This is a genomic window from Pantoea sp. Cy-639 (assembly GCF_011752525.1).
Taxonomy (GTDB): domain Bacteria; phylum Pseudomonadota; class Gammaproteobacteria; order Pseudomonadales; family Pseudomonadaceae; genus Aquipseudomonas.
Map to the genome: position 1 here is coordinate 88,137 of NZ_VWXI01000003.1, position 22,615 is coordinate 110,751.

Genomic DNA, 22,615 nt, shown 5'->3' on the forward strand with positions numbered 1-22,615 from the left:
TGCGCGCCGGCGAACAAGGTATTAAGTTCCTGCCATGAAACCATCGCTCGTCCTAAAAATGGGCCAGCAACTGACGATGACCCCGCAGTTGCAACAGGCCATCCGCCTGCTTCAGCTCTCCACACTGGACCTCCAGCAGGAAATCCAGGAGGCGCTGGAATCCAACCCGATGCTCGAACGTCAGGAAGACGGCGAAGACTTCGACAACAGCGACCCGATGGCGGACAACGCCGAAAGCAAGCCGGTCGCTGAAGTCCAGGACACCAGTTTCCAGGAAACCACCAACAACAGCGAAAACCTCGAAGAAGGCGAGTGGGCCGAGCGTATCCCCAACGAACTGCCGGTCGACACCGCCTGGGAAGACATCTACCAGACCAGCGCCAGCAGCCTGCCCAGCAGCGACGACGACGAGTGGGATTTCACCACCCGCACGTCGGTTGGCGAAAGCCTGCAGAGCCACCTGCTCTGGCAGCTCAATCTGGCGCCGATGTCCGACACTGACCGCCTGATCGCCGTCACCCTGATCGACAGCATCAACGAGCAGGGCTATCTGGAAGACACCCTCGAAGAAATCTGCGCCGGCTTCGATCCTGAGCTGGACATCGAGCTGGACGAAGTCAAGGCGGTACTGCACCGCATCCAACAATTCGAGCCGGCAGGCATCGGCGCACGCAACCTGGGCGAATGCCTGCTGCTGCAATTACGCCAGCTCCCCGCCTCCCTGCCCTGGATGGCAGAGGCCCAGCGCCTGGTCACTGACTTCATCGACCTGCTCGGCAGCCGCGACTACAGCCAGCTGATGCGCCGCATGAAGCTCAAGGAGGACGAACTGCGCCAGGTCATCGAACTGGTCCAGACCCTCAATCCGCGCCCTGGCTCGCAGATCGAGTCGAGCGAGCCCGAGTACGTCGTGCCGGATGTCATCGTGCGCAAGGACAACGATCGCTGGCTGGTCGAACTCAACCAGGAGGCCATCCCACGCCTGCGGGTCAATCCGCAATACGCCGGCTTCGTCCGCCGCGCCGACACCAGTGCCGACAATACCTTCATGCGCAACCAGTTGCAGGAAGCACGCTGGTTCATCAAGAGCCTGCAAAGCCGCAACGAGACGCTGATGAAGGTGGCGACGCAGATCGTCGAGCACCAGCGCGGCTTCCTCGATTACGGCGACGAAGCCATGAAACCGCTGGTGCTGCATGATATTGCCGAGGCGGTGGGCATGCATGAGTCGACCATTTCCCGGGTCACCACGCAGAAATACATGCACACTCCGCGTGGCATCTACGAGTTGAAATACTTTTTCTCGAGCCATGTGAGCACGGCCGAAGGCGGTGAATGCTCCTCCACGGCGATCCGCGCGATCATCAAGAAACTGGTGGCGGCGGAAAATCAGAAAAAGCCATTGAGTGACAGCAAGATCGCTGGTTTACTGGAGGCACAAGGCATCCAGGTAGCCCGTCGCACCGTCGCCAAATACCGCGAATCGTTGGGCATCGCCCCATCGAGCGAGCGCAAGCGACTGATGTAGCCCCGGGATGTGCCACAGCGTTTCAGTGGCAGGTGCAATACCTGCCTCTTTATGCACGGGCAACAAAGGAGAAGCTGTATGCAAGTCAACATCAGTGGACAGCATGTAGAAGTCACCCAGCCACTGCGCGATTACGTGCTTGAGAAGCTCGCCAGGGTGGAGGGGCATTTCGACAAGATCACCAATGCAACGGTGATCATGAAGGTCGAGAAGCTACAGCAGAAAATCGAAGCCACACTCCAGATTCCCGGTGGTGAAGTCGTCGCCAACGCCGAACACCAAGACATGTATGCCGCGATCGACGCTCTGGCCGACAAACTCGATCGCCAACTGAAAAAACACAAGGAAAAACAGCAAAGCCTGCTGCAAGGCGCAGCCGCCCGCTGATCCCCCTCATCCATGATCCGACTTGAAACCATCCTGACCCCCGGCCGTTCCCTGGTGAACGTGCCGGGTGGCAGCAAGAAGCGCGCCCTGGAAACAGTCGCCAACCTGATTGCCGAGCAAGTACCCGAGCTGGAGATGCAAGACGTCTTCGAAAAGCTGGTCGCTCGCGAAAAACTGGGCTCCACCGGCTTCGGCAATGGCATCGCCATTCCCCACTGCCGGCTCGAAGGCTGCACCGCGCCGGTAAGCGCCCTGCTGCACCTGGATGCCCCCATCGATTACGATGCCATCGACGGCGCCCCGGTCGACCTGCTGTTCGTCCTGCTGGTCCCGGAAGCCGCCACCGATGCCCACCTTGAACTGCTGCGCCAGATCGCCAGCATGCTCGATCGCAAGGACGTTCGCGATCGCCTGCGCGGCGCCGACAGCAGCGAGACACTTTACCAGGTCGTCCTGGACGCACAGAACGAGCACTGAACATGCGCCTGATCATCGTCAGCGGTCGCTCCGGTTCCGGCAAGAGTACAGCCCTTGATGTGCTGGAAGACAATGGCTTCTACTGCATCGACAACCTGCCGGCCGGCCTGTTGCCAGAGCTGGCGGAAAATGCGCTGATCAACACCGAGCTGCTGCAGCCCAAAGTGGCCGTCTCGATCGATGCACGCAACCTGCCCAGCCATCTGTCACGCTTCCCCGAGCTGTTGCAGGAAGCCCGCGCACGGCATATCCAGTGCGACGTGCTGTACCTGGACGCCGACGAGGAGACGTTGCTCAAGCGTTTTTCCGAAACACGCCGCCGTCACCCACTGACCAACGCCAACCGCTCGCTGGCCGAGGCGATCCATGTGGAAAGCGAGCTGCTCGGCCCGATTGCCGACCTGGCCGACCTCAAGATCGACACCACCAAGCTGAACCTCTACCAACTGCGCGACTCGATCAAGCTGCGTCTGCTCAACCAGCCCGAACCTGGCACGGCCTTCCTCATCGAGTCATTCGGATTCAAACGTGGCATGCCGGTGGATGCCGACCTGGTGTTCGATGTGCGCTGCCTGCCCAACCCATATTGGAAGCCGGAACTTCGCGAGCACTCCGGGCTCGAACAACCGGTCATCGACTACCTGGCCGCCCAGCCGGACGTCGAGGAAATGTTCCAGGACATCTCCAGCTACCTGCTCAAATGGCTGCCCCGCTTCGCCGCCAGCAACCGCGCCTATGTCACCATCGCCATCGGCTGCACCGGCGGGCACCACCGCTCGGTCTACATCACCGAGCGACTTGGCCAACTGCTCCAGCCAACCCTGAAAAATGTCCAGGTCCGCCACCGCGACCTCTAGCCCACAGGATCCGCACCTCGATGCCCGCCCGCGAAATCACCATCATCAACAAGCTGGGCTTGCATGCCCGGGCAGCCGCCAAGTTCGTCGGCGTGGCCGGACGCTTTCCCTGCCAGGTACGCGTCGGCCGCGCACCGGACAAGCTGGTGGACGGCAAGAGCATCATGGCGGTGATGATGCTCGCCGCCGGCAAAGGCACCCAGGTGCACCTGCATACCGAAGGCGAGCAGGATGGCGAGGCGATGGCTGCGCTGGTCGAACTGATCGACAACTTCTTCGACGAAGGCGAATAAGATTCGCTCATGCGCCGCAGAGGCAGCCCTTTCGCGACACAACGCCGCTCCTACACGGTTTACGACATCGCCGTGTCCATCACCATCATCAGGCAAAACCCTACGCACAGCCCCAGGCTGGCCAACCGATGATGGCCGTTGCTGCGTGACTCGGGGATGATTTCCTGGGTCACCACCAACAGCATTGCCCCCGCCGCACAAGCCAGCCCCAGTGGCAGCAGCAGTTCGGCAATGTTCACCAGCCAGGCGCAGACTACTGCGGCCAGCGGCTCGACCAACCCGGACGCTGCGCCGACCACAAAGGCCTTGAAGCGCGACATCCCGGCCCCTGCCAAGACCAGCGCAATCACCAGCCCTTCAGGCACATCCTGCAACGCGATCCCCATCGCCAGGCTGTCGGCATCAGGCATGCCGCCACCGGCGGAAACACCGATGGCCATGCCTTCGGGAATGTTGTGGGCAATGATGGCGATGACAAACAACCAGATCCGCGTCGCGATGACTGGTTGCTGCGCGGTACCGACCAGAGCCTCTGGCGAAGCCCCCGAGACTTTCAAGTCGACCAGGAACAGGCACAGGGCACCGAGCATCAGGCCGCCGCTGATCACGCCACCTGCGCCCCAGGCGCTGAAGCCGATCGCCTGGGCAGCATCCAGGCCTGGAATGATCAGCGAGAATGCAGTGGCGGCCAGCATCACTCCAGCGCCGAAGCCAAGCAAGGTATCGGCCAGTGCCACCGGCATATTGCGGATCACCAGCACCGGTACCGCGCCCAGGGCGGTGCCCAAGGCACACAAGGCACCGCCCTGCAGGGCGCGCAACATGCGCGGTTCCAGATCCAGCCAGGCGATCCCGCGCGCCACCAGCAGCGCGGTGCCGACCAGCAACAACACGGTCCCAAGTGCCAGTCGGAACAGGCGTACACTGCTGACGGACATCACCTCCGAGCGCATACCGGCCTGGCTCACTTCAGGGCTTCAAGATAGCGGTGTTGCACTTCGGCCCAGTCGATCACGTTGTAGAAGGCGCCGATGTATTCGGGACGACGGTTCTGGTACTTCAGGTAGTAGGCGTGCTCCCACACGTCCAGGCCGAGCACAGGCGTGTTGCCGTGCATCAGCGGGCTGTCCTGGTTGCCACTGCTCTCCACCACCAGTTGCTTGTCCGGGGTGACGCTGAGCCAGGCCCAGCCGCTGCCGAAACGGGTGAGCGCTGCCTTGGTGAAGGCCTCCTTGAACGCCTCGAAGCCACCGAGCTGTTCATCGATGTCCCGGGCCAGCCGGCCTTGGGGCTGACCACCCCCTTGAGGCGACATGACTCTCCAGAACAGACTGTGGTTGGCGTGTCCGCCCCCCTGGTTGACGACCGCTCCCTGCAGCTGCTGCGGCAACTGCTTCACCGCAGCCACCAATCGCTCCACCGGCCATTCGGCCCATTCGGTGCCCTCGATGGCGGCATTGAGATTGTTGACATAGGTCTGGTGGTGCTTGCTGTGATGAATCTCCATGGTCTGGGTATCGATGTGCGGCTCCAGCGCATCGTAGGTATAGGGCAATGCAGGCAAGGTATGAGGCATGTCAGTGGATTCCGTAGGCTGGGATGCAATCGGTAATGTCCACGCAGGCGAGCAATTCGCTGGCCGCCGGCACCTGCCGATGGAGCAGGCGCTCGGTGCGCGGGTACTGGCCGTATTCGGCGATGAAGCTCAGCAGCTCGGTGTAGGTGCGCCCGCTGTGACGCAAGGCCGCGTCACGCAGCGGGCGCGGCAGGCGTGGGTCCTGAGCGGCCTGCAGCAACCTCTGGTGCGCGGCACACAGATAGTCGGCGCTTTCGTGGGGCTGGTTCAGGCGCAAGTGCAGGTCGGCCAGGTTATGGTGGGCGATGACCAACACGGCCACCGCTTCGTCGACGTCATGCCAGCGCTCGAACAGCACCTGGGCCAGGGCCAGCGCCTGCAGGTAATGCTCCCGGGCATCGACCAGCGCGCCCTGCTCGAACAGACGATTGGCGGTGTCGGTGGTGCGTCTCCAGTGCTGCATGAACGGTCTCCTGGGCGCCCCGGATTCAGATGCCGCCGGCGGTGAGTTTTTCCGGATCCAGCAACGCCGCGAGCTGGTCGCGCGACAAGTCGGTGTGCTCCAGCGCCACGTCTATGATCGGACGTCCCTGCTGGTAGGCGGTCTTGGCGATTTCGGCGGCTTTGAGGTAGCCGATGATCGGATTCAGCGCAGTGACCAGGATCGGGTTACGCGACAACGCCTCCTTGAGCTTGCCTTCGTTGACCTTGAAGCTGGCGATGGCCTTGTCGGCCAGCAGCCGGCTGACGTTGGCCATCAGCTCGATGCTCTCCAGCAAGTTACGGGCGATCACTGGCAGCATCACGTTGAGCTCGAAGTTGCCCGACTGGCCGGCCACGGCGATGGTGGCGTCATTGCCGATCACCTGCGCTGCAACCATGGCGGTGGCCTCGGGGATCACCGGATTGACCTTGCCCGGCATGATCGAGGAACCCGGTTGCAGCCCTTGCAGCTCGATCTCGCCGAGCCCGGCCAATGGTCCTGAGTTCATCCAGCGCAAGTCGTTGGCGATCTTCATCAACGCCACGGCGGTGGTCTTGAGCTGGCCGGACAGTGCCACGGCGGTGTCCTGGGAGCCGATCAGGGCAAACAGGTTCTCGCCAGGGGTGAACTCGACCTGGGTCAACCCACTCAACTGACGGGCGAAGCCGGCGGCGAAGCGTGGGTGGGCATTGATCCCGGTACCGACCGCAGTACCGCCCTGGGCCAAGGCCTGCAGGCTCGGCAGCGTTGCCTCGAGGCAGGCCTGGGCAGCCTTGATCTGTGCAGCCCAACCTCCGAGCACCTGGCTCATGCGCACCGGCATGGCGTCCATCAGGTGGGTACGGCCAGTCTTCACGAAACGGTGTACTTCGACCGCCTTGGCCTCGATCACCTGGGTCAGGTGGCGCAGGGCCGGCAGCAGTTGCTCGTGCAGGGCCAATGCCGCGCTGACGTGGATGGTGGTGGGGATGATGTCGTTGCTGCTCTGGCCGCAGTTGACGTGATCGTTGGCATTGACCGGTTCACCGAGCACACGGCTGGCCAGGGTGGCGATCACCTCGTTGGCGTTCATGTTCGAGCTGGTGCCGGAGCCGGTCTGGAACACATCCACCGGGAAGTGCTGGAGGAAATCCCCCGCCAACAGCTGTCCCACCGCCTGGACGATGGCATCGCCCTGCCCCGCGCTCAGTTGCTCGAGTTCGACGTTGGCCTTGGCCGCCGCCGCCTTGGCCAGCAGCAGGGCACGGATGAACTGGGCCGGCATCGGCTTGCCGCTGACCGGGAAGTTGTCCACCGCGCGCTGGGTCTGGGCGCCATACAGGGCCTGGGCCGGCACCTGCAGTTCGCCCATGCTGTCGCGCTCGATACGGGTATTACTCATCTTCAAGTCCTTGCATCAGTTCTTCGGGAGAAATCGACGGCAGCAGCACGCAGTTGGCGAGCTGCATCGCATAGGGCTGCCAGCGCTGGTTCTGCGCCTGGCGATCGAGGTTGCGCAGGTCCAGCAACGGGCGCCAGGCCTGGTCCAGGCACAGGCAACGCCAGTGCCAGGGCAGCATGCGGTCGTTGGCGGTATCCAGCAGTAGGCGCAAGGCGGTCAGGGCGACCGTCCAGGGCGAGGTTTCGGTGCAGCACACCAGGTAGCGGCCTTCGGCCAGGTAGTGCTCGATCAGACGCGGCTCGTCAGGATCGAGCGCGCAACGAATGCGCCGGCTGAGCCAGCGCCAGTTTTCCAGGTAGGGCAGTTCGTGGAGGACTGGTTTCATGAACATCATCGCCGAGCAACTGGGTAATGATATTCATTATTAATTGATAACCAGAATCATTTCAAGCCAGATCACAGGCCTGAAAAACCCGGCACTGGGGCCGGGTCGTTTGTGCAGGTCGCCTGGGAACAGGCGGCTTAGCTGCCTGCCACGGTCATCCGCTCGATCAGCACCGAACCGCTGTGGATATTGCTACGGGTCTCGATATCGCTGCCAATGGCCACGATCTGCTGGAACATGTCCTTCATATTACCGGCAATGGTGACCTCCTGGACCGGGAACTGGATCTCGCCATTCTCGACCCAGAAGCCCGCCGCGCCACGGGAATAATCGCCAGTGACCATGTTCAGACCATGGCCCATCAACTCGGTGACCAACAAGCCACGGCCCATGCGCCGGATCAGGGCGGCCTGGTCTTCCACGCCATGGGTGACGAACAGGTTGTGCACGCCACCTGCGTTCGCGGTGCTCGGCAGCTTCAGCTTGCGCCCGGAATAGGTGCCCAGGATGTACGACACCAGCTCGCCCTTGTCGACGAACGGCTTGGCATAGGTTGCCAGGCCATCGCCATCGAAGGATGCGCTGCCCAGGGCTCGTGGGATATGCGGGCGCTCGTCGAGGGTCAGCCAGCCAGGGAACAGACGCTGGCCGAGGGTACCTTCGAGGAACGACGACTTGCGGTACAGGTTGCCGCCCGAGATAGCCGACAGGAAGCTGCCGAACAGCCCCCCGGCGAGCTCCGCCGAGAACAGCACCGGCACTTCGCAGGTCGGCACCGGGCGGGCGCCCAGGCGGCTGGCGGCACGCTGGGCTGCGCGCTGACCGATGCTGCGTGGATCAGCCAGCAGTTGGCCCTGACGATTGACGTCATACCAGTAGTCGCGCTGCATCTGCCCGTCGCCCTCGGCGATCATCACACAGCTCAGGCTGTGCCGGGTTGAGGCATAGCCACCGATGAAGCCGTGGCTGTTGCCATAGACCCGTACCCCCTGGTGGGTATTGAGGGTGGTACCGTCGGCGTTGACGATGCGCTTGTCGGCGTCGAACGCCGCGGCCTCGCAGGCCAGCGCCATCTCGATGGCCGTTTCGGGCTCGATATCCCAATCGTGGTACAGGTCCAGGTCAGGCATGTCACGGGCCATCAACGCCGCATCGGCGAGGCCCGAGCATTCGTCCTCGGAGGTGTGCCTGGCAATCGCCAGGGCTGCCGCGACGGTTTCGCGAATGGCGTCCGGGCCACTGGCCGAGGTGCTGGCCGAGCCCTTGCGCTGACCCACATAGAGGGTGATACCGAAGCCTTGGTCGCGATTGAACTCGACGGTCTCGACTTCACGCTGACGCACCGTGGTGGAAAGCCCCTGCTCCAGCGACACCGCCACTTCGCAGGCGCTGGCGCCCTGGCGGCGCGCCTCGGCGACGATCGCCTCGACCTGTTCCTGCAACGCCGGCAGGTCCTTGGGACCTACGCTCTGGACTGCACTCATGGTTCTCTCCACTGAAAATTCTGCGTACGGCTTGGGTCATTCTACGACCGGGCCGGACAAGCGGCCCCCGACTGGTTATCATGGCGGCGATTTCCTGCGGACTGCCCCCATGGTTGATTCTTACGACGACGCCTTCGATGGCGAAAAAAGCAAAACCCAGATCAAGCGCGAGCTGCATGCGCTGGTCGAACTCGGCGAGCGCCTCACCACGCTGAAGGCCGATACCCTGGCCCGCCTGCCGTTGACCGACGAGCTGCGCAAGGCGTTGGACGAGGCCTCGCGACACACTGCCCATGGCGCCCGCAAACGCCACATGTCGTTCGTCGGCAAGCTGATGCGCGTGCAAGACCTGGACGCGATTCATGCCGTGCTCGAGCAGGTCGACAGTTCGACCCGCCAGTACAACGAACGCTTCCACGGCCTCGAACGCTGGCGCGACCGCCTGATCGACGGCAACGACGAAGACCTCGAGCGCTTCGTCAACGAGTACCCCGACACCGATCGCCAGCACCTGCGCTCGCTGATCCGCCATGCCCAGCACGAGAAGGCGCGTAACAAGCCGCCTGCCGCGGCGCGCAAGGTGTTCAAGTACATCCGCGACCTCGACGAGGTCCAGCGCGGCCTGCGTTGAGGCCATCGCGGGGCTAGCCCGCTCCCACGTCGCCTTCACTGGCCGTGGGAGCGGGCTTGCCCCGCGATCACCGATCACGCGCCGGTACCACCGACAGTGATCGCATCCAGCTTCAGGGTCGGCTGACCCACTCCCACCGGCACCGACTGTCCATCCTTGCCACAGGTGCCCACGCCGCTGTCCAGCGCCAGGTCGTTACCGACCATCGACACCCGGCTCATCGCCTCCGGGCCGTTGCCGATCAGGGTCGCGCCCTTGACCGGGGCGGTGATCTTGCCGTCCTCGATCAGGTAGGCCTCACTGGTGGAGAACACGAACTTGCCACTGGTGATGTCCACCTGACCACCGCCAAGGTTGGCGCAATAGATGCCTTTCTTCACCGAAGCGATGATTTCCTGCGGGTCGCTGTCGCCAGCGCGCATGTAAGTGTTGGTCATGCGCGGCATGGGCAGGTGGGCGTAGGATTCGCGACGGCCGTTGCCGGTCACCGCCATGCCCATCAGGCGAGCATTGAGCTTGTCCTGCATGTACCCCTTGAGGATGCCGTTCTCGATCAGCGTGGTGCACTCGGTCGGGGTGCCTTCGTCATCGACGCTCAGCGAGCCACGACGCCCCTCCAGGGTGCCGTCGTCGACGATGGTGCAAAGCTTCGACGCCACCTGCTGGCCGATCTTGCCGCTGTAGGCCGAGCTGCCCTTGCGATTGAAGTCGCCTTCCAGGCCGTGGCCGACCGCCTCGTGCAGCAGCACGCCGGACCAACCCGGTCCCAGCACCACGGGCAAGGTACCGGCCGGTGCGGGAATCGCCTCGAGGTTGACCAACGCCTGGCGCAACGCTTCACGGGCATAGCCCATGACCCGCTCCTCGGTGAAATAGCGGTAGTCGGTGCGCCCGCCGCCGCCCTGTCCGCCGCGCTCGCGGCGGCCATTGTGCTCGACGATCACGCTGACGTTGAAACGCACCAGCGGGCGCACGTCGGCCGCCAGGCTACCATCGCTGGCGGCCACCAGGATGCGCTCCCAGACACCGGCCATGCTCACGCTGACCTGCTGGATGCGCGGGTCCAGCGCGCGGGTGGCGGCATCGACGCGCTTGAGCAGCTCGACCTTCTCGGCGCGGCTGAGCACATCCAGCGGGTTGTCCTGGCCGTACAGCGCGGTCACGTCCTGGCTACGGAAGGCCTGAACCTTGCCTTCCTGGCCGGCACGCGAAATCGAACGCGCGGCCCGCGCCGCCGACGTGAGCGCCTCGAGGTTGATGGCGTTGCTATAGGCGAAGCCGGTCTTCTCACCGGACTGGGCACGCACGCCCACGCCCTGGTCGAGGTTGAAGCTGCCCTCTTTGACGATACCGTCCTCGAGCGCCCAGGTTTCCGAGATCTGGCCCTGGAAGTACAGGTCCGCGGCGTCAATGCCGGGCCCTGCCAGCTCGCCCAGCACAGCCTGCAGGCTTTCCAGCCCCAGCCCACCCGGGGCCAGGAGCTGCTCGCTGACGGTGGTTAACATCTGGCTCATAGTCACTCCGAGGTGTGCGCAGGCCGCAAGGCGTCCTGCGAGAAAAAGCGCCGATGGCTGAGCACCGGCATGCGCGCCCGGATGGACGCCTGTTCTTCAGGATCGCGGGGGGCGATCAAGACCGCCTCCCCCCGCGCCTGTTGCGCGACGATTCGCCCCCAGGGGTCGACGATCGCAGCCTGGCCATGGGTTTCCCGCGGGCCGGGGTGCAAGCCGCCCTGGGCCGCCGCCAGCACGTAGCACTGGGTCTCGATGGCCCGGGCGCGGATCAGCACCTCCCAGTGCGCAGCCCCCGTCACCGCAGTGAACGCCGCCGGTGCGCTGATCAGCTCGGCCCCGGCGGCGCGCAAGGCGCTGTAAAGCTCGGGGAAGCGCAGGTCATAGCACACCGACAGCCCCAGGCGGCCGACCGGCGTATCGGCCACGACCACCTGACTGCCGTGGGCATAGTCGTCCGACTCACGGTAACGTCCGCGATTGTCGGCCACATCCACGTCGAACAGGTGCAGCTTGTCGTAACGCGCGGCGATCTCGCCGTGCTCGTCGATCAGCAATGAGCAGGCATGGGCCTTGGCCTCAGGCTGGCCGACCGGCGGCAACGGCAAGGTACCGGCGACAATCCATAACCTGAGGTCGCGGGCCACGCGTTTCAACCAGGGCAGGACTGGGCCTTCGCCCAACGCCTCGGCCCGGCCGATCGCCGCGGCGTCACGCCGGCCCATGGCAGCGAAGTTCTCCGGCAGTACCGCCAGGCGGGCGCCACCGGCGGCGGCCTGTTCCAGCAGCGCACCGGCACGTTGCAGATTGGCCAGGACATCGTCCTGGCTGACCATCTGGATTACCGCTGACTTCATGGCCACCCCGGGATCATTTGTCGAAAGGTTTCACAAAGGTGATTCTAGGTTCTTTGACCGGACCTTCGACGCGATAGTGCACGCTGGCGAAACGCGATACCCGATCGCCGATCAGACGGTCGACCAGGAACAACGCCCCGCCCACCGCCGGGGCACCGACGATCAGCGCCGCCAGTGGCAGGTTGTTGGTCACCGGCAGCGACACCTGCAGGTTGGCATCGACCCGGTCGCGAACGAAGTCCAGGGTGCCATCGAGGTCGAAGTTGCTCGACGGCCCGGTCACGGTGATCGGCTCGCGGGTCACATAGACACCATTGCTGGCCACCAGCAGGCCTTTGACCCGGTCGTAGGCCAGGCCCTTGCTGAACAGGTCGGAGAAGTCCAGGCGCAGGCGGCGGCCGATCGAGTTGAAGTTGAGCAGGCCGAACACCCGCAGGGCTTGGGCACTGCCCTCGACTTCGACGAACTGGCCGGTACGCAGCGAGGCATCGAGGCTGCCGGAGAAACGGTTGAGGCTGACCCCGGCCGGAGAGCCGGCCCAACGGCCGTCGACATCCATGTGGAAGTTGCGGCTGGTGACTGTCGGCGCAAAGCCCCAGGCCTTGAGGACATCGGCGAGGTTCTTGCCTTCCACGCGGCCCTTGAACCAGCTGGCGCTGCCCACCGCATCGCCGTCCCAGCCGCCGCTACCGTTGATGCGCAGGCCCATGAGGTCGAGGCCGATGTCATTGATGGCGACACCGCGCGACGTCTGGCGCAGCTTGAGCGCGGCGCTGCCGAACAGGTCATTGCCGCGGTACAGCTTGTCGATCGCCAGATCCAGCGTCGGCACCTTGCGCGGATCGAAGCCGGCCAGCGGATCGGGAGCGTTCTCGGCCTTGGCCGGGTCCGGGTCCGCCGCTGGCAGGCGCAAGGTCTGCAGGCGCACGTTGATCGGCACGCCCTTGGCATCGGGCAACCGTGCGTTGCCGATCACTTCCCTGCTGTCCAGGCGCAGGTCCCAGGCCGGACCACCCCGGGCCAGGCGCACCACGGCCTGGTTGAGGTCGATACCGAAGGCCTTGAGCTGGCCGATGCTCAGGTCGACGCTCTGCAAGCTCTGCCGGGCGCTGCCACCAGCGTCCTGACCCGCGTAGCGCTCCAGTTGCTGCTGCCAGGGTGCCAGGTCGAGCGCATCCAGGCGCCCACGCACACGCAGCCCCTGGCCTGCGGGCAGACTGGCATCCCCGCCGCCCAGCACCAGTTCGCCACGCCCCTGGGCCAGGTTGTCGGCTGGCGCGGCGTAAGCGAAGCGGGCCAGGTCGGCGTAGCTCGCATCGATACGACGCTCCGGCCCCTGCAAGGTCATGCTGAAACGGCTGTTGCGACTGTCCTGGGCCGCCTTGCCGAATGGCGGCGGCAGGTCGATGGCCAGGCCCTTGAGCGAGGAATTGACGCTCAGGCGGTTGTCACGGGAGCCCAGGTTGACCTGCAACTGATAAGGCAGGTCGCCACGGGCGGGCAGCGCTTGCTGGAACTGTAGCCAGTCGGTGAGCGTCTTCAGCCCGATCTGCCCGCTGGCATTGATACGACTCTGGATCTGCCCCCCCTGCCCCTCGGCGACGATCTGCGCTGCAACAGGCTTGCCGAACGCCTGCAGGGCGATGTTCCTGCCGCTCAGGCCCTTGTCGAAATCAAAGGTGAAATTGCCTTTCAGGCGGCTCAGCTCCAGGCTGGGCGAGGCAATCTTGAGCGTGGCGTCCTGGGTGCTGAAATCCACCAGCACTTTCGGGCGCTGGCCGTGGGCCAGGGGAACGTCGAGCTTGACATTGCCCTTGAGCGGTCCCTCGCCTCCCCAACCGGCGAAGATCTCGCCGGTGCCGATCGGCGCTTCCTTGAGAATCTTCAGGCCATCGACCAGGCTGCCGTCGAAATCGCCATCCAGGTAGAGGTGACTATGCTGGTCGCCCTCGACATGGGGAATGCTGACGCTGACGTCGCTGACCTTGGTGCCGAGCAACAGGCCGCGACGGGCCTTGATGCGTACCCCGGTGTCCTCGATATAGACATCGCCGTCGACCTGCTGCACCTGAGGCCAGCCCGGCTGGAAGTCCAGGGCGGCGTCATGCACCTTGAAGAACAGGCTGATGTCACGGGCATGGGCTGGCGCATCGTGGTGCAGCGAGCCTTGGTACTGGAAATAGCCCTCGTCGACGCTGCCCTTGACGATGGCGCTGCGCAACCACTCGTCGATGGCTGGGCTGAGCACCTCGGGCAGGTACTTGGCCGTGAAGCGACCATCGCCCTCGGTGAGCCCGACCCGCAGGTCCATGTAGTCCTCGTGTCCCGGTTCCAGGTGGATGCGGATCAGGAAGTCGGCGGCGATCTTGCCTTCCTCGCCCAACACCTTGATGTAAGGGGCAACAAGGGTGAAGGCTTGCTTGTCCAGGGTCCAGGTCAGGCGCGCATTGGCCTTCTGGTAATGCCAGGGTTTGCCGAAGATCGGGTACAGATGCAGCATGAACGCATCAGTATCCAGGCGCAGTTCCCCATGCCCCAGGTCACCGCTGATGGCGCCGTTGACGTTGCCGGCCGCCGGCGCATAGTGATAGGCATCGAAACCGACGTTCTCCAGGTTGGCGGCAAACTGCAGGCGCTGGTCACCCTCGGCCTTGGGCCGGAACTCCATGCGCACGTTGCGCAAGGCGCCGCTGACCTTGAGCGCGTCGACCGCCGTCATCACGCCCTCCGGCAGTGGTGCCAGCGCCTTGATCAGCGGGGTCAGCGGGGTCAGGTCCAGCCGGTCGGCCTGGACCTGCCAGGATTCCTCGCTCGGCGTGGCACCCGGGCGCTGAGCCAACTGCAGGTGCGATTCCCAACGGCTCTTGCCGATACTGGCGGCGAGGGAGTCGACCACGACATCGAAACCCTGGCCGCTACGTTGGAACCAGGCCGACAACGCCAGGTTGTCCAGGGTTACCGGCTTGCGCCCCGTGTAGGCGCCGCGCAGTTGCGGCGCGTTGAGACGCACCACTGCCCGTTGCAACTGCCCCTTGTTCCAATCGATCCAGAACTCGCCACCGGCAAGCAGCGCCTTGGCCTGCCACTGCCCCAGCAGCCGCGGTGGCAGCCAACGCGACCAGTCGCTCTGCGGCAGGCTCAGGTAGGCCTCCATGCGACCTTCGCGCCAGGCGTCAAGGCTGCCCCGGGTGCGTGCGCTCAAGGCCAGCGGCTGGCCGTCCGGCAAGGTGGCGCGCATATCGAGCAACTGGCGCCCGCTGTCGGCATGCAGGCCGAGGCTGACATAGGTCAGGGTCAGCGGATCACGCTGCCAGGGCCGCAGGGTGACCTGGCTGTCGAACACATCGACACGGCCCAGTTGCCCCAGGCGGTCGAGCAGTTGCTGTGCATCGAATGGCGTGTCGTCATTGTGCGGCAGCCCCTCGAGCGCCCAGCCCCCCTGCTCGTCCTCGCGCAGGATCAGTTGCAGGCCTGCCAGTTGCAGACGTGCCAGGCGCACCTCGCGCGCCTTGAGACTGGCCCACAGGTCAGGCACTACCTTGATTTCGTCGAGACGCAGCGCCGCGTTGCCTTCACCAAGCTGCAGGTCGCGCACCTGCACTACCGGCGCCAGGCCGCTCCAGCGGCCTTCCAACGCACCGATGCGCACAGGCAGGCCCAACGCCTGTTCGGCCTTGAGCTCGATATCGGCACGGTACTCGGCCACCAGCGGCACCAGTTCGCGGCCGAGGCTGACGTACAGCGCCACGAGCACCGCCAGCAAGGCACAGATGCCAAGCCCCCAGCGGGTCACGGCGCTCAGAACGCGGGTCAGACGTTCCATGGCCATGGCCCTCCAAGTCGTTCCTTAACTATGGTCGGGGAACCTGGCTTTGCCAGCCCGCCGTCGCGGCAGGTGATATCAGAACCGGTCAGAGCAGCACCACATCGTATTGTTCCTGGGAATACATGGACTCCACTTGAAAGCGGATCGTTCTGCCGATGAACGCCTCCAGTTCGGCGACGTTGCCCGACTCCTCGTCGAGCAGGCGGTCGACCACCTTCTGGTTGGCGAGCACCCGGTAACCCTCCGCCTGGTAGGCACGCGCCTCCCGGAGGATTTCACGGAAAATTTCGTAACAAATGGTCTCGGGGGTTTTCAGCTTGCCCCGCCCCTGGCAGGCGGCGCAGGGTTCGCACAACACCTGCTCGAGGCTTTCCCGCGTACGCTTGCGGGTCATCTGCACCAGGCCAAGCTCGGTAATGCCGATGATGTTGGTCTTGGCGTGATCACGTTCGAGCTGCTTCTCCAAGGTTCGCAGGACCTGGCGCTGGTGCTCCTCGTCCTCCATGTCGATGAAGTCGATGATGATGATCCCGCCGATGTTGCGCAGGCGCAGCTGCCGGGCGATGGCGGTGGCCGCCTCGAGGTTGGTCTTGAAGATGGTCTCTTCGAGGTTGCGATGACCGACGAAGGCCCCGGTGTTGACATCGATGGTGGTCATCGCCTCGGCCGGGTCGACCACCAGGTAGCCTCCGGACTTGAGCGGCACCTTGCGCTCCAGCGCGCGCTGGATCTCGTCCTCGACGCCATACAGGTCGAAGATCGGCCGCTCGCCAGGATAGTGCTCCAGACGGTCGGCGATCTCCGGCATCAGCTCGGCGACGAACTGCGTGGTCTTCTGGAAGGTTTCCCGGGAGTCGATACGGATCTTCTCGATCTTCGGGTTGACCAGGTCGCGCAGGGTGCGCAGGGCCAGCCCAAGGTCCTCGTAGATGACGGTCGGCGCGCCGCAGGTCTGGATCTGCGAGCCGATCTGCTCCCACAGGCGGCGCAGGTAGCGGATGTCCTGGAGAATGTCCTCGGCCCGGGCGCCTTCGGCGGCGGTGCGCAGGATGAAGCCACCGGCGTCCTTCATGTCTTCCTGGGCCATGCAGTCGGTGACGACCTGCTTGAGACGCTCGCGCTCGGCTTCTTCCTCGATCTTCAGGGAAATGCCGACATGGCTGCTGCGCGGCATGTACACCAGGTAGCGCGACGGGATCGACAGCTGGGTGGTCAGGCGTGCGCCCTTGGTACCGATCGGGTCCTTGGTGACCTGCACCACCAGCGCCTGGCCCTCGTGGACCAGCGCGGTGATGGTCTCCACCGCCGAACCCTCGCGCTGGGAAATCTCCGAGGCATGGATGAACGCCGCGCGCTCCAGGCCGATGTCGACGAACGCCGCCTGCATGCCTGGCAACACCCGCACCACCTTGCCCTTGTAGATGTTGCCGACGATGCCGCGGCGCTGGGTGCGCTCGACGTGCACCTCCTGCAGGACACCGTTCTCCACCACTGCCACACGCGACTCCATCGGGGTGATGTTGATCAGGATCTCTTCACTCATGGCGCGTTCTCGTCAGTGGTCTGGGGTAATGATGGATTGCTGCGGTGTGGCTGGCTAGCGCTGTGCGGAATCCTCGTGCAGTTGCCAACAAGGAATCGCGAATTGCTCGAGCAGCTCGGCGGTTTCGCTCAGGGGCAGGCCGACCACGGCCGAGTAGCTGCCCTCGATGGCGCTGACGAACACCGCGCCCAGCCCCTGGATGGCATAGCCGCCAGCCTTGTCGGCGGGCTCGCCGCTGGCCCAGTAGCGCAGCGCTTCCTCGAAGGAGATGGTGCGAAAACGCACGGTGGTGCTGACGCAGCAGCTCAGGCTGCGCTGGCCATCGGTCAGCGCCACGGCGGTGAGCACCTGGTGCTCGCGCTTGGACAGGTCGCCGAGCATGGCCAGCGCCTGCTCGCGGTTCTCCGGCTTGCCAAGGATCTGGCCGTCGAGCACCACGGTGGTGTCGGCCCCCAGCACCACACCAGAGCCGTCGATCCGGGTGAAACCTGCCACGGCCTTGGCCTGCGCCAGGCGCTCGACATAGGCGGCCGGCGCCTCGCCAGGCAGCGGGCTTTCATCGACCGGGGCGCTGACGACGGTGAACGGCACGCCGATCTGGGTCAGCAGCTCACGTCGACGCGGTGAGCCGGAGGCAAGGTACAGCTGGATCATCTACGGACATCTCCCTGTCGTTGGCGGTGCGCGTCAGTGAATATGCAAGCGACGGCGCAGGCCGCGCAGGGCGAAGCTGACCCACGGCCAGAGCAGCGCGCTGATCACCGCCGACCAGACCAGCGCCAGGGTCGGCAGGCGATTGCCGGTCAGGGCACTGAGCCACAGCTGGATCAGTTGGGCAATGCCGAACACCACCAGGATCACCAGGCTCTGCTGCCACATCGGGAACATGCGCAGACGCTGCTGCAACGACAGCACCAGGAAGGTGATCAGGGTGAGAATCAGCGCGTTCTGCCCCAGCAGCGTGCCGTACAGCACGTCCTCGGCCAGTCCCAGCAGGAACGCGGTGGTCATGCCGACCTTGCTGGGCACGGCGAGCGTCCAGAAGGCCAGCAACAGCGCCAGCCACATGGGCCGGAACACTTCCATGAACTGTGGCATGGGCGAAACGCTGAGCAACAAGCCGATGGCAAAGGTCACCCAGATGGCCCAGCCGTTTCTGCTACGGGTGCTGGCCATTCATTGTCTCCGGGGTTGAGCAGGCGCTGCCGCCGGGTGGGCCGGGGCGGCGGGCACCGAGGGTGCGGCAGCCGGTGTAGCGCCAGGCGCAGGCTGACCGTTGTCAACTGCGGCGGGGGCCGCGGGAGGATTGGCCGCAGGCTGGCCCGGCTTCGCCGCCCCCTGGCGGTCAGCTTCTTCCTGGGCAATCGCCGCTTCGGTGGCACGTTCCTCCGGCGTGCGCCGGTCGCTGAATACCAGCAGCATGTAGCGGCTGCGATTGAGCGCGGCGGTAGGAATCGCACGCACGATGGCGAAAGGCTGGCCGGAATCGTGGATCACTTCGTTGACCGTGGCCACCGGGTATCCCGCCGGGAAACGCTGGCCCATGCCGGAACTGACCAGCAGGTCGCCTTCCTTGATATCGGCGGTGTCGGCCACATGACGCAGCTCCAGGCGTTCCGGGTTACCGGTGCCGCTGGCAATGGCGCGCAGGCCGTTGCGGTTGACCTGCACCGGAATGCTGTGGGTGGTGTCGGTGAGCAACAGCACCCGCGAGGTGTACGGCATCAGCTCGACCACCTGGCCCATCAGGCCGCGGGCATCGAGCACCGGCTGGCCTAGGAACACACCGTCGCGCTCGCCCTTGTTGATCAGGATGCGGTGGGTGAACGGGTTGGGGTCGACACCGATCAGCTCGGCGACCTCGACCTTCTCGTTGACCAGCGCCGAAGAGTTGAGCAACTCGCGCAGGCGCACGTTCTGCTCGGTCAGGGCCGCCAGCTTCTGCAGGCGCCCCTGCAGCAGCAGGGCTTCGGTCTTGAGTTTCTCGTTCTCGGCGATCAGCTCGGTACGACTGCCGAACTGGCCGGCCACACCCTGCCACATGCGCTGGGGCAGATCGGTGATCCAGTAGGATTCCATCAGCACCAGGCCCATCTGGCTGCGCACCGGCTTGAGCAGGTCGAAACGCGAGTCGACCACCATCAAGGCAACGGACAGCACCACCAGCACGAGCAGGCGCACGCCCAGCGAGGGGCCCTTGGAGAAAAGCGGTTTAATGGGCCGCTCCTCGTGGACGACGATTCAGGAGGTCATAGGACATGGGGCAACGCACCGGCCTGCTTGCGGATTGACGGAATCGGCGCCCCAAGAGGGGCGCCAGCACAGCGCATACAGGTAGCACTGTGCGTGCTACCTGTAAACCAGGGTGCTCTCTGCTGCTGCAGCGATCACTCGCTGGAGAGCAGGTCCATGGCGTGCTTGTCCATCATCTCCAGTGCACGACCACCGCCACGGGCGACGCAGGTCAGCGGGTCTTCGGCGACGATCACCGGCAGGCCGGTTTCCTGGGCCAGCAGCTTGTCCAGGTCGCGCAGCAGGGCGCCACCACCGGTCAGTACCAGGCCACGCTCGGCGATATCCGAGGCCAGCTCCGGCGGCGACTGTTCCAGGGCGCTCTTGACCGCCTGGACGATGGTTGCCAGCGACTCCTGCAGGGCCTCGAGGACCTCGTTGGAGTTCAGGGTGAAGGCACGTGGCACGCCCTCGGCCAGGTTGCGGCCACGGACGTCGACTTCGCGCACTTCGCCGCCCGGATAGGCGGTACCGATTTCCTGCTTGATGCGCTCGGCGGTGGATTCACCGATCAGGCTGCCGTAGTTGCGGCGCACGTAGGTGACGATGGCTTCGTCGAAGCGGTCGCCGCCAACGCGGACGGATTCGGCGTAGACCACGCCGTTGAGCGAGATCAGGGCGATCTCGGTGGTACCGCCACCGATATCGACGACCATCGAGCCACGCGCCTCTTCGACCGGCAGGCCGGCACCGATGGCTGCAGCCATCGGCTCTTCGATCAGGAACACTTCGCGGGCACCGGCGCCGAGGGCCGATTCACGGATGGCACGGCGCTCGACCTGGGTCGATTTGCACGGCACGCAGATCAGCACGCGCGGGCTGGGCTGCAGGAAGCTGTTTTCGTGCACCTTGTTGATGAAGTACTGCAACATTTTTTCGCAAACGCTGAAGTCGGCGATCACGCCGTCCTTCATCGGACGAATGGCGGCGATGTTGCCAGGCGTACGGCCCAGCATGCGCTTGGCCTCGGTACCGACTGCGACGACGCTTTTCTGGTTGCCGTGGGTACGGATGGCAACAACCGAGGGCTCATTCAGGACGATACCGCGCTCACGCACGTAAATAAGGGTGTTGGCAGTACCCAGGTCGATGGACAGATCGCTGGAGAACATGCCACGCAGTTTCTTGAACATGGGAAAGTGACCCTGGGGAAAGCGTGGGTAAAAAAGTGCGGCAAACTCTAACAATGGCAGGGATTTTGGGCAAGGAGCCAATATGTTAAATTGGCTGTTTTTCCGAGCATGCCAGCCGATGATCGCGGCCCTTTGACCGCCAGAATCCCGACATGTTCCTCAATTGCGCAGTCATTGCGCTGTTTCGTTTCTCCTGGAGATCCCCATGGCGCTGCAACGCTCCGACGTGGAAAAGATCGCCCATCTGGCCCGCCTGGGCCTGAATGAAGGCGAACTGCCACGCATCACCGATGCCTTGAACAGTATTCTCGGGCTGGTCGACCAGATGCAGGCCGTCGACACCCAAGGCATCGAGCCACTCGCGCACCCGCTGGAAACCACCCAGCGCCTGCGCCCCGACCAGGTCACCGAAAGCAACCAGCGCGACCGCTACCAGGCCGTCGCCCCCTCGACCGAGAACGGTCTGTACCTGGTTCCGAAAGTCATCGATTAAGGGAAAGCGCCTGCCATGCATCAATTCACCCTGGCCGAGATCGCCCGTGGCCTGGCCGACAAGTCGTTCTCCTCGGAAGAACTGACCGGCGCCCTGCTGTCGCGCATCAAGCAGCTCGACCCGCAGATCAACAGCTTCATCACCGTCACCGAGGCCCAGGCCCTGGACCAGGCCCGCGCCGCCGACGCCCGTCGCGCCGCTGGCGAAACCGGCGCGCTGCTCGGCGCGCCGATCGCCCACAAGGACCTGTTCTGCACCAACGGCGTACGCACCAGCTGCGGCTCGAAGATGCTCGACAACTTCACCGCGCCGTACGACGCCACCGTGGTCGCCAAGCTGGCCGAAGCCGGCATGGTCACCCTGGGCAAGACCAACATGGATGAGTTCGCCATGGGCTCGGCCAACGAGTCCAGCCACTACGGCGCGGTGAAGAACCCATGGAACCTCGAGCACGTGCCTGGCGGCTCGTCCGGCGGTTCCGCCGCCGCCGTCGCCGCACGCCTGCTGCCGGCCGCCACCGGCACCGACACCGGCGGCTCGATCCGCCAGCCGGCCGCGCTGACCAACCTCACCGGCCTCAAGCCGACCTACGGCCGCGTCTCGCGCTGGGGCATGATCGCCTACGCCTCGAGCCTCGACCAGGGCGGCCCGATGGCCCGTACCGCCGAAGACTGCGCCCTGCTGCTGCAAGGCATGGCCGGCTTCGACGCCAAGGACTCGACCTCGGTCGACGAGCCGGTACCGGACTTCAGCGCCAGCCTCAATGGCTCGCTGCAGGGCCTGCGCATCGGCCTGCCGAAGGAATACTTCGGCGCCGGCCTCGACCCGCGCATCGCCGACCTGGTCCAGGCCAGCGTCAAGGAGCTGGAAAAGCTCGGCGCGGTGGTCAAGGAAATCAGCCTGCCGAACATGCAGCACGCCATCCCGGCGTACTACGTGATCGCCCCGGCCGAAGCCTCCTCGAACCTGTCGCGTTTCGACGGCGTGCGCTTCGGCCACCGCTGCGCGGAGCCCAAGGACCTCACCGACCTGTACAAGCGCTCCCGCGGCGAAGGTTTCGGCGTTGAAGTGCAGCGGCGCATCATGGTCGGCACCTACGCCCTGTCGGCCGGCTACTACGACGCCTACTACGTCAAGGCGCAGCAGATCCGCCGCCTGATCAAGAACGACTTCATGGCCGCGTTCAACGATGTCGACGTGATCCTCGGCCCAACCACGCCGAACCCGGCCTGGAAGCTCGGGGCCAAGAGCGCCGACCCGGTCGCCGCCTACCTCGAGGACGTCTACACCATCACCGCCAACCTGGCGGGCCTGCCCGGCCTGTCGATGCCGGCCGGCTTCGTCGATGGCCTGCCGGTGGGCGTGCAACTGCTGGCCCCGTACTTCCAGGAAGGCCGCCTGCTCAACGTCGCGCACCGGTACCAGCAAGTCACCGACTGGCACACCCGCGCCCCCAACGGCTTCTGAGGAATTCACA

At 64.8% G+C, this 22,615-nt stretch carries 22 protein-coding genes; 8 read left to right on the forward strand and 14 right to left on the reverse strand.

Annotation, left to right across the window (positions count from 1 at the left end; genetic code table 11):
• Window positions 1-34 precede the first annotated feature (34 nt).
• The 5 genes from F3J43_RS04815 to F3J43_RS04835 all read left to right on the forward strand — a co-directional run bounded on the left by F3J43_RS04815 (window position 35) and on the right by F3J43_RS04835 (window position 3,542).
• A complete protein-coding gene (locus F3J43_RS04815; protein ID WP_166883683.1) occupies window positions 35-1,528 on the forward strand; it encodes an RNA polymerase factor sigma-54 in 1,494 nt (497 codons plus the stop codon).
• Window positions 1,529-1,606: 78 nt separating this feature from the next.
• Window positions 1,607-1,915, forward strand: a complete 309-nt coding sequence (hpf, locus tag F3J43_RS04820) for a ribosome hibernation-promoting factor, HPF/YfiA family (protein ID WP_166883684.1) — start codon at window positions 1,607-1,609, stop codon at window positions 1,913-1,915.
• Between the two features lie 12 nt (window positions 1,916-1,927).
• Window positions 1,928-2,392, forward strand: coding sequence for a PTS IIA-like nitrogen regulatory protein PtsN (gene ptsN, locus F3J43_RS04825; RefSeq protein ID WP_166883685.1), 465 nt, complete (start codon window positions 1,928-1,930; stop codon window positions 2,390-2,392).
• A gap of 2 nt (window positions 2,393-2,394) precedes the next feature.
• Complete coding sequence (rapZ, locus tag F3J43_RS04830; protein WP_166883686.1) at window positions 2,395-3,249, forward strand: RNase adapter RapZ; 855 nt, start codon at window positions 2,395-2,397, stop codon at window positions 3,247-3,249.
• A gap of 20 nt (window positions 3,250-3,269) precedes the next feature.
• Window positions 3,270-3,542: an HPr family phosphocarrier protein gene (locus F3J43_RS04835; protein WP_166883687.1), complete on the forward strand. Its 273-nt coding sequence runs from the start codon at window positions 3,270-3,272 to the stop codon at window positions 3,540-3,542.
• A gap of 59 nt (window positions 3,543-3,601) precedes the next feature.
• Here F3J43_RS04835 and F3J43_RS04840 read toward each other — a convergent pair whose 3' ends face one another.
• The 6 genes from F3J43_RS04840 to pmbA all read right to left on the reverse strand — a co-directional run bounded on the left by F3J43_RS04840 (window position 3,602) and on the right by pmbA (window position 8,852).
• Window positions 3,602-4,480: a ZIP family metal transporter gene (locus F3J43_RS04840; protein ID WP_205297641.1), complete on the reverse strand. Its 879-nt coding sequence runs from the start codon at window positions 4,478-4,480 to the stop codon at window positions 3,602-3,604.
• Window positions 4,481-4,506: 26 nt separating this feature from the next.
• Window positions 4,507-5,118 carry a superoxide dismutase gene (locus F3J43_RS04845; protein WP_166883688.1) on the reverse strand — a complete coding sequence of 204 codons (612 nt, stop codon included), beginning with the start codon at window positions 5,116-5,118 and terminating at the stop codon, window positions 4,507-4,509.
• Window position 5,119: 1 nt separating this feature from the next.
• The gene (locus F3J43_RS04850) at window positions 5,120-5,581 is read right to left on the reverse strand and encodes a DUF2753 family protein (RefSeq protein WP_166883689.1); all 462 of its coding nucleotides are present in this window, start codon (window positions 5,579-5,581) and stop codon (window positions 5,120-5,122) included.
• Window positions 5,582-5,606: 25 nt separating this feature from the next.
• A complete protein-coding gene (locus F3J43_RS04855; protein ID WP_166883690.1) occupies window positions 5,607-6,983 on the reverse strand; it encodes a class II fumarate hydratase in 1,377 nt (458 codons plus the stop codon).
• On the reverse strand, window positions 6,976-7,368 hold the full coding sequence (locus tag F3J43_RS04860) for a FagA protein (RefSeq protein WP_166883691.1): 393 nt from the start codon (window positions 7,366-7,368) through the stop codon (window positions 6,976-6,978). The genes F3J43_RS04855 and F3J43_RS04860 overlap by 8 nt, the downstream gene beginning before the upstream one ends.
• Before the next feature lie 137 nt (window positions 7,369-7,505).
• Window positions 7,506-8,852 carry a metalloprotease PmbA gene (gene pmbA / locus F3J43_RS04865; RefSeq protein WP_166883692.1) on the reverse strand — a complete coding sequence of 449 codons (1,347 nt, stop codon included), beginning with the start codon at window positions 8,850-8,852 and terminating at the stop codon, window positions 7,506-7,508.
• 109 nt (window positions 8,853-8,961) lie between these two features.
• Here pmbA and yjgA point away from each other — a divergent pair, with 109 nt between their 5' ends.
• Window positions 8,962-9,483: a ribosome biogenesis factor YjgA gene (yjgA, locus tag F3J43_RS04870; RefSeq protein ID WP_166883693.1), complete on the forward strand. Its 522-nt coding sequence runs from the start codon at window positions 8,962-8,964 to the stop codon at window positions 9,481-9,483.
• 74 nt (window positions 9,484-9,557) lie between these two features.
• Here yjgA and tldD read toward each other — a convergent pair whose 3' ends face one another.
• The 8 genes from tldD to mreB all read right to left on the reverse strand — a co-directional run bounded on the left by tldD (window position 9,558) and on the right by mreB (window position 20,645).
• Window positions 9,558-10,997: a metalloprotease TldD gene (tldD, locus tag F3J43_RS04875; protein ID WP_166883694.1), complete on the reverse strand. Its 1,440-nt coding sequence runs from the start codon at window positions 10,995-10,997 to the stop codon at window positions 9,558-9,560.
• 2 nt (window positions 10,998-10,999) lie between these two features.
• Window positions 11,000-11,851, reverse strand: a complete 852-nt coding sequence (locus F3J43_RS04880; RefSeq protein ID WP_166883695.1) for a carbon-nitrogen hydrolase family protein — start codon at window positions 11,849-11,851, stop codon at window positions 11,000-11,002.
• Between the two features lie 13 nt (window positions 11,852-11,864).
• Complete coding sequence (locus tag F3J43_RS04885) at window positions 11,865-15,674, reverse strand: YhdP family protein (protein ID WP_205297642.1); 3,810 nt, start codon at window positions 15,672-15,674, stop codon at window positions 11,865-11,867.
• Window positions 15,675-15,762: 88 nt separating this feature from the next.
• Window positions 15,763-17,220, reverse strand: coding sequence for a ribonuclease G (rng, locus tag F3J43_RS04890; RefSeq protein ID WP_166883697.1), 1,458 nt, complete (start codon window positions 17,218-17,220; stop codon window positions 15,763-15,765).
• A 54-nt stretch (window positions 17,221-17,274) separates the two neighbouring features.
• Window positions 17,275-17,874, reverse strand: a complete 600-nt coding sequence (locus F3J43_RS04895; protein WP_166883698.1) for a Maf family protein — start codon at window positions 17,872-17,874, stop codon at window positions 17,275-17,277.
• 33 nt (window positions 17,875-17,907) lie between these two features.
• Complete coding sequence (gene mreD / locus F3J43_RS04900) at window positions 17,908-18,396, reverse strand: rod shape-determining protein MreD (protein WP_166883699.1); 489 nt, start codon at window positions 18,394-18,396, stop codon at window positions 17,908-17,910.
• The gene (gene mreC, locus F3J43_RS04905) at window positions 18,397-19,461 is read right to left on the reverse strand and encodes a rod shape-determining protein MreC (protein ID WP_353618204.1); all 1,065 of its coding nucleotides are present in this window, start codon (window positions 19,459-19,461) and stop codon (window positions 18,397-18,399) included. It lies immediately after the preceding gene.
• A gap of 146 nt (window positions 19,462-19,607) precedes the next feature.
• On the reverse strand, window positions 19,608-20,645 hold the full coding sequence (gene mreB / locus F3J43_RS04910; protein WP_003255163.1) for a rod shape-determining protein MreB: 1,038 nt from the start codon (window positions 20,643-20,645) through the stop codon (window positions 19,608-19,610).
• A 205-nt stretch (window positions 20,646-20,850) separates the two neighbouring features.
• Between mreB and gatC the strand changes: the two genes are divergently transcribed.
• Window positions 20,851-21,138: an Asp-tRNA(Asn)/Glu-tRNA(Gln) amidotransferase subunit GatC gene (gatC, locus tag F3J43_RS04915; RefSeq protein ID WP_166883700.1), complete on the forward strand. Its 288-nt coding sequence runs from the start codon at window positions 20,851-20,853 to the stop codon at window positions 21,136-21,138.
• A 15-nt stretch (window positions 21,139-21,153) separates the two neighbouring features.
• Window positions 21,154-22,605, forward strand: coding sequence for an Asp-tRNA(Asn)/Glu-tRNA(Gln) amidotransferase subunit GatA (gene gatA, locus F3J43_RS04920; RefSeq protein WP_166883701.1), 1,452 nt, complete (start codon window positions 21,154-21,156; stop codon window positions 22,603-22,605).
• The last annotated feature ends 10 nt before the right edge of the window (window positions 22,606-22,615 follow it).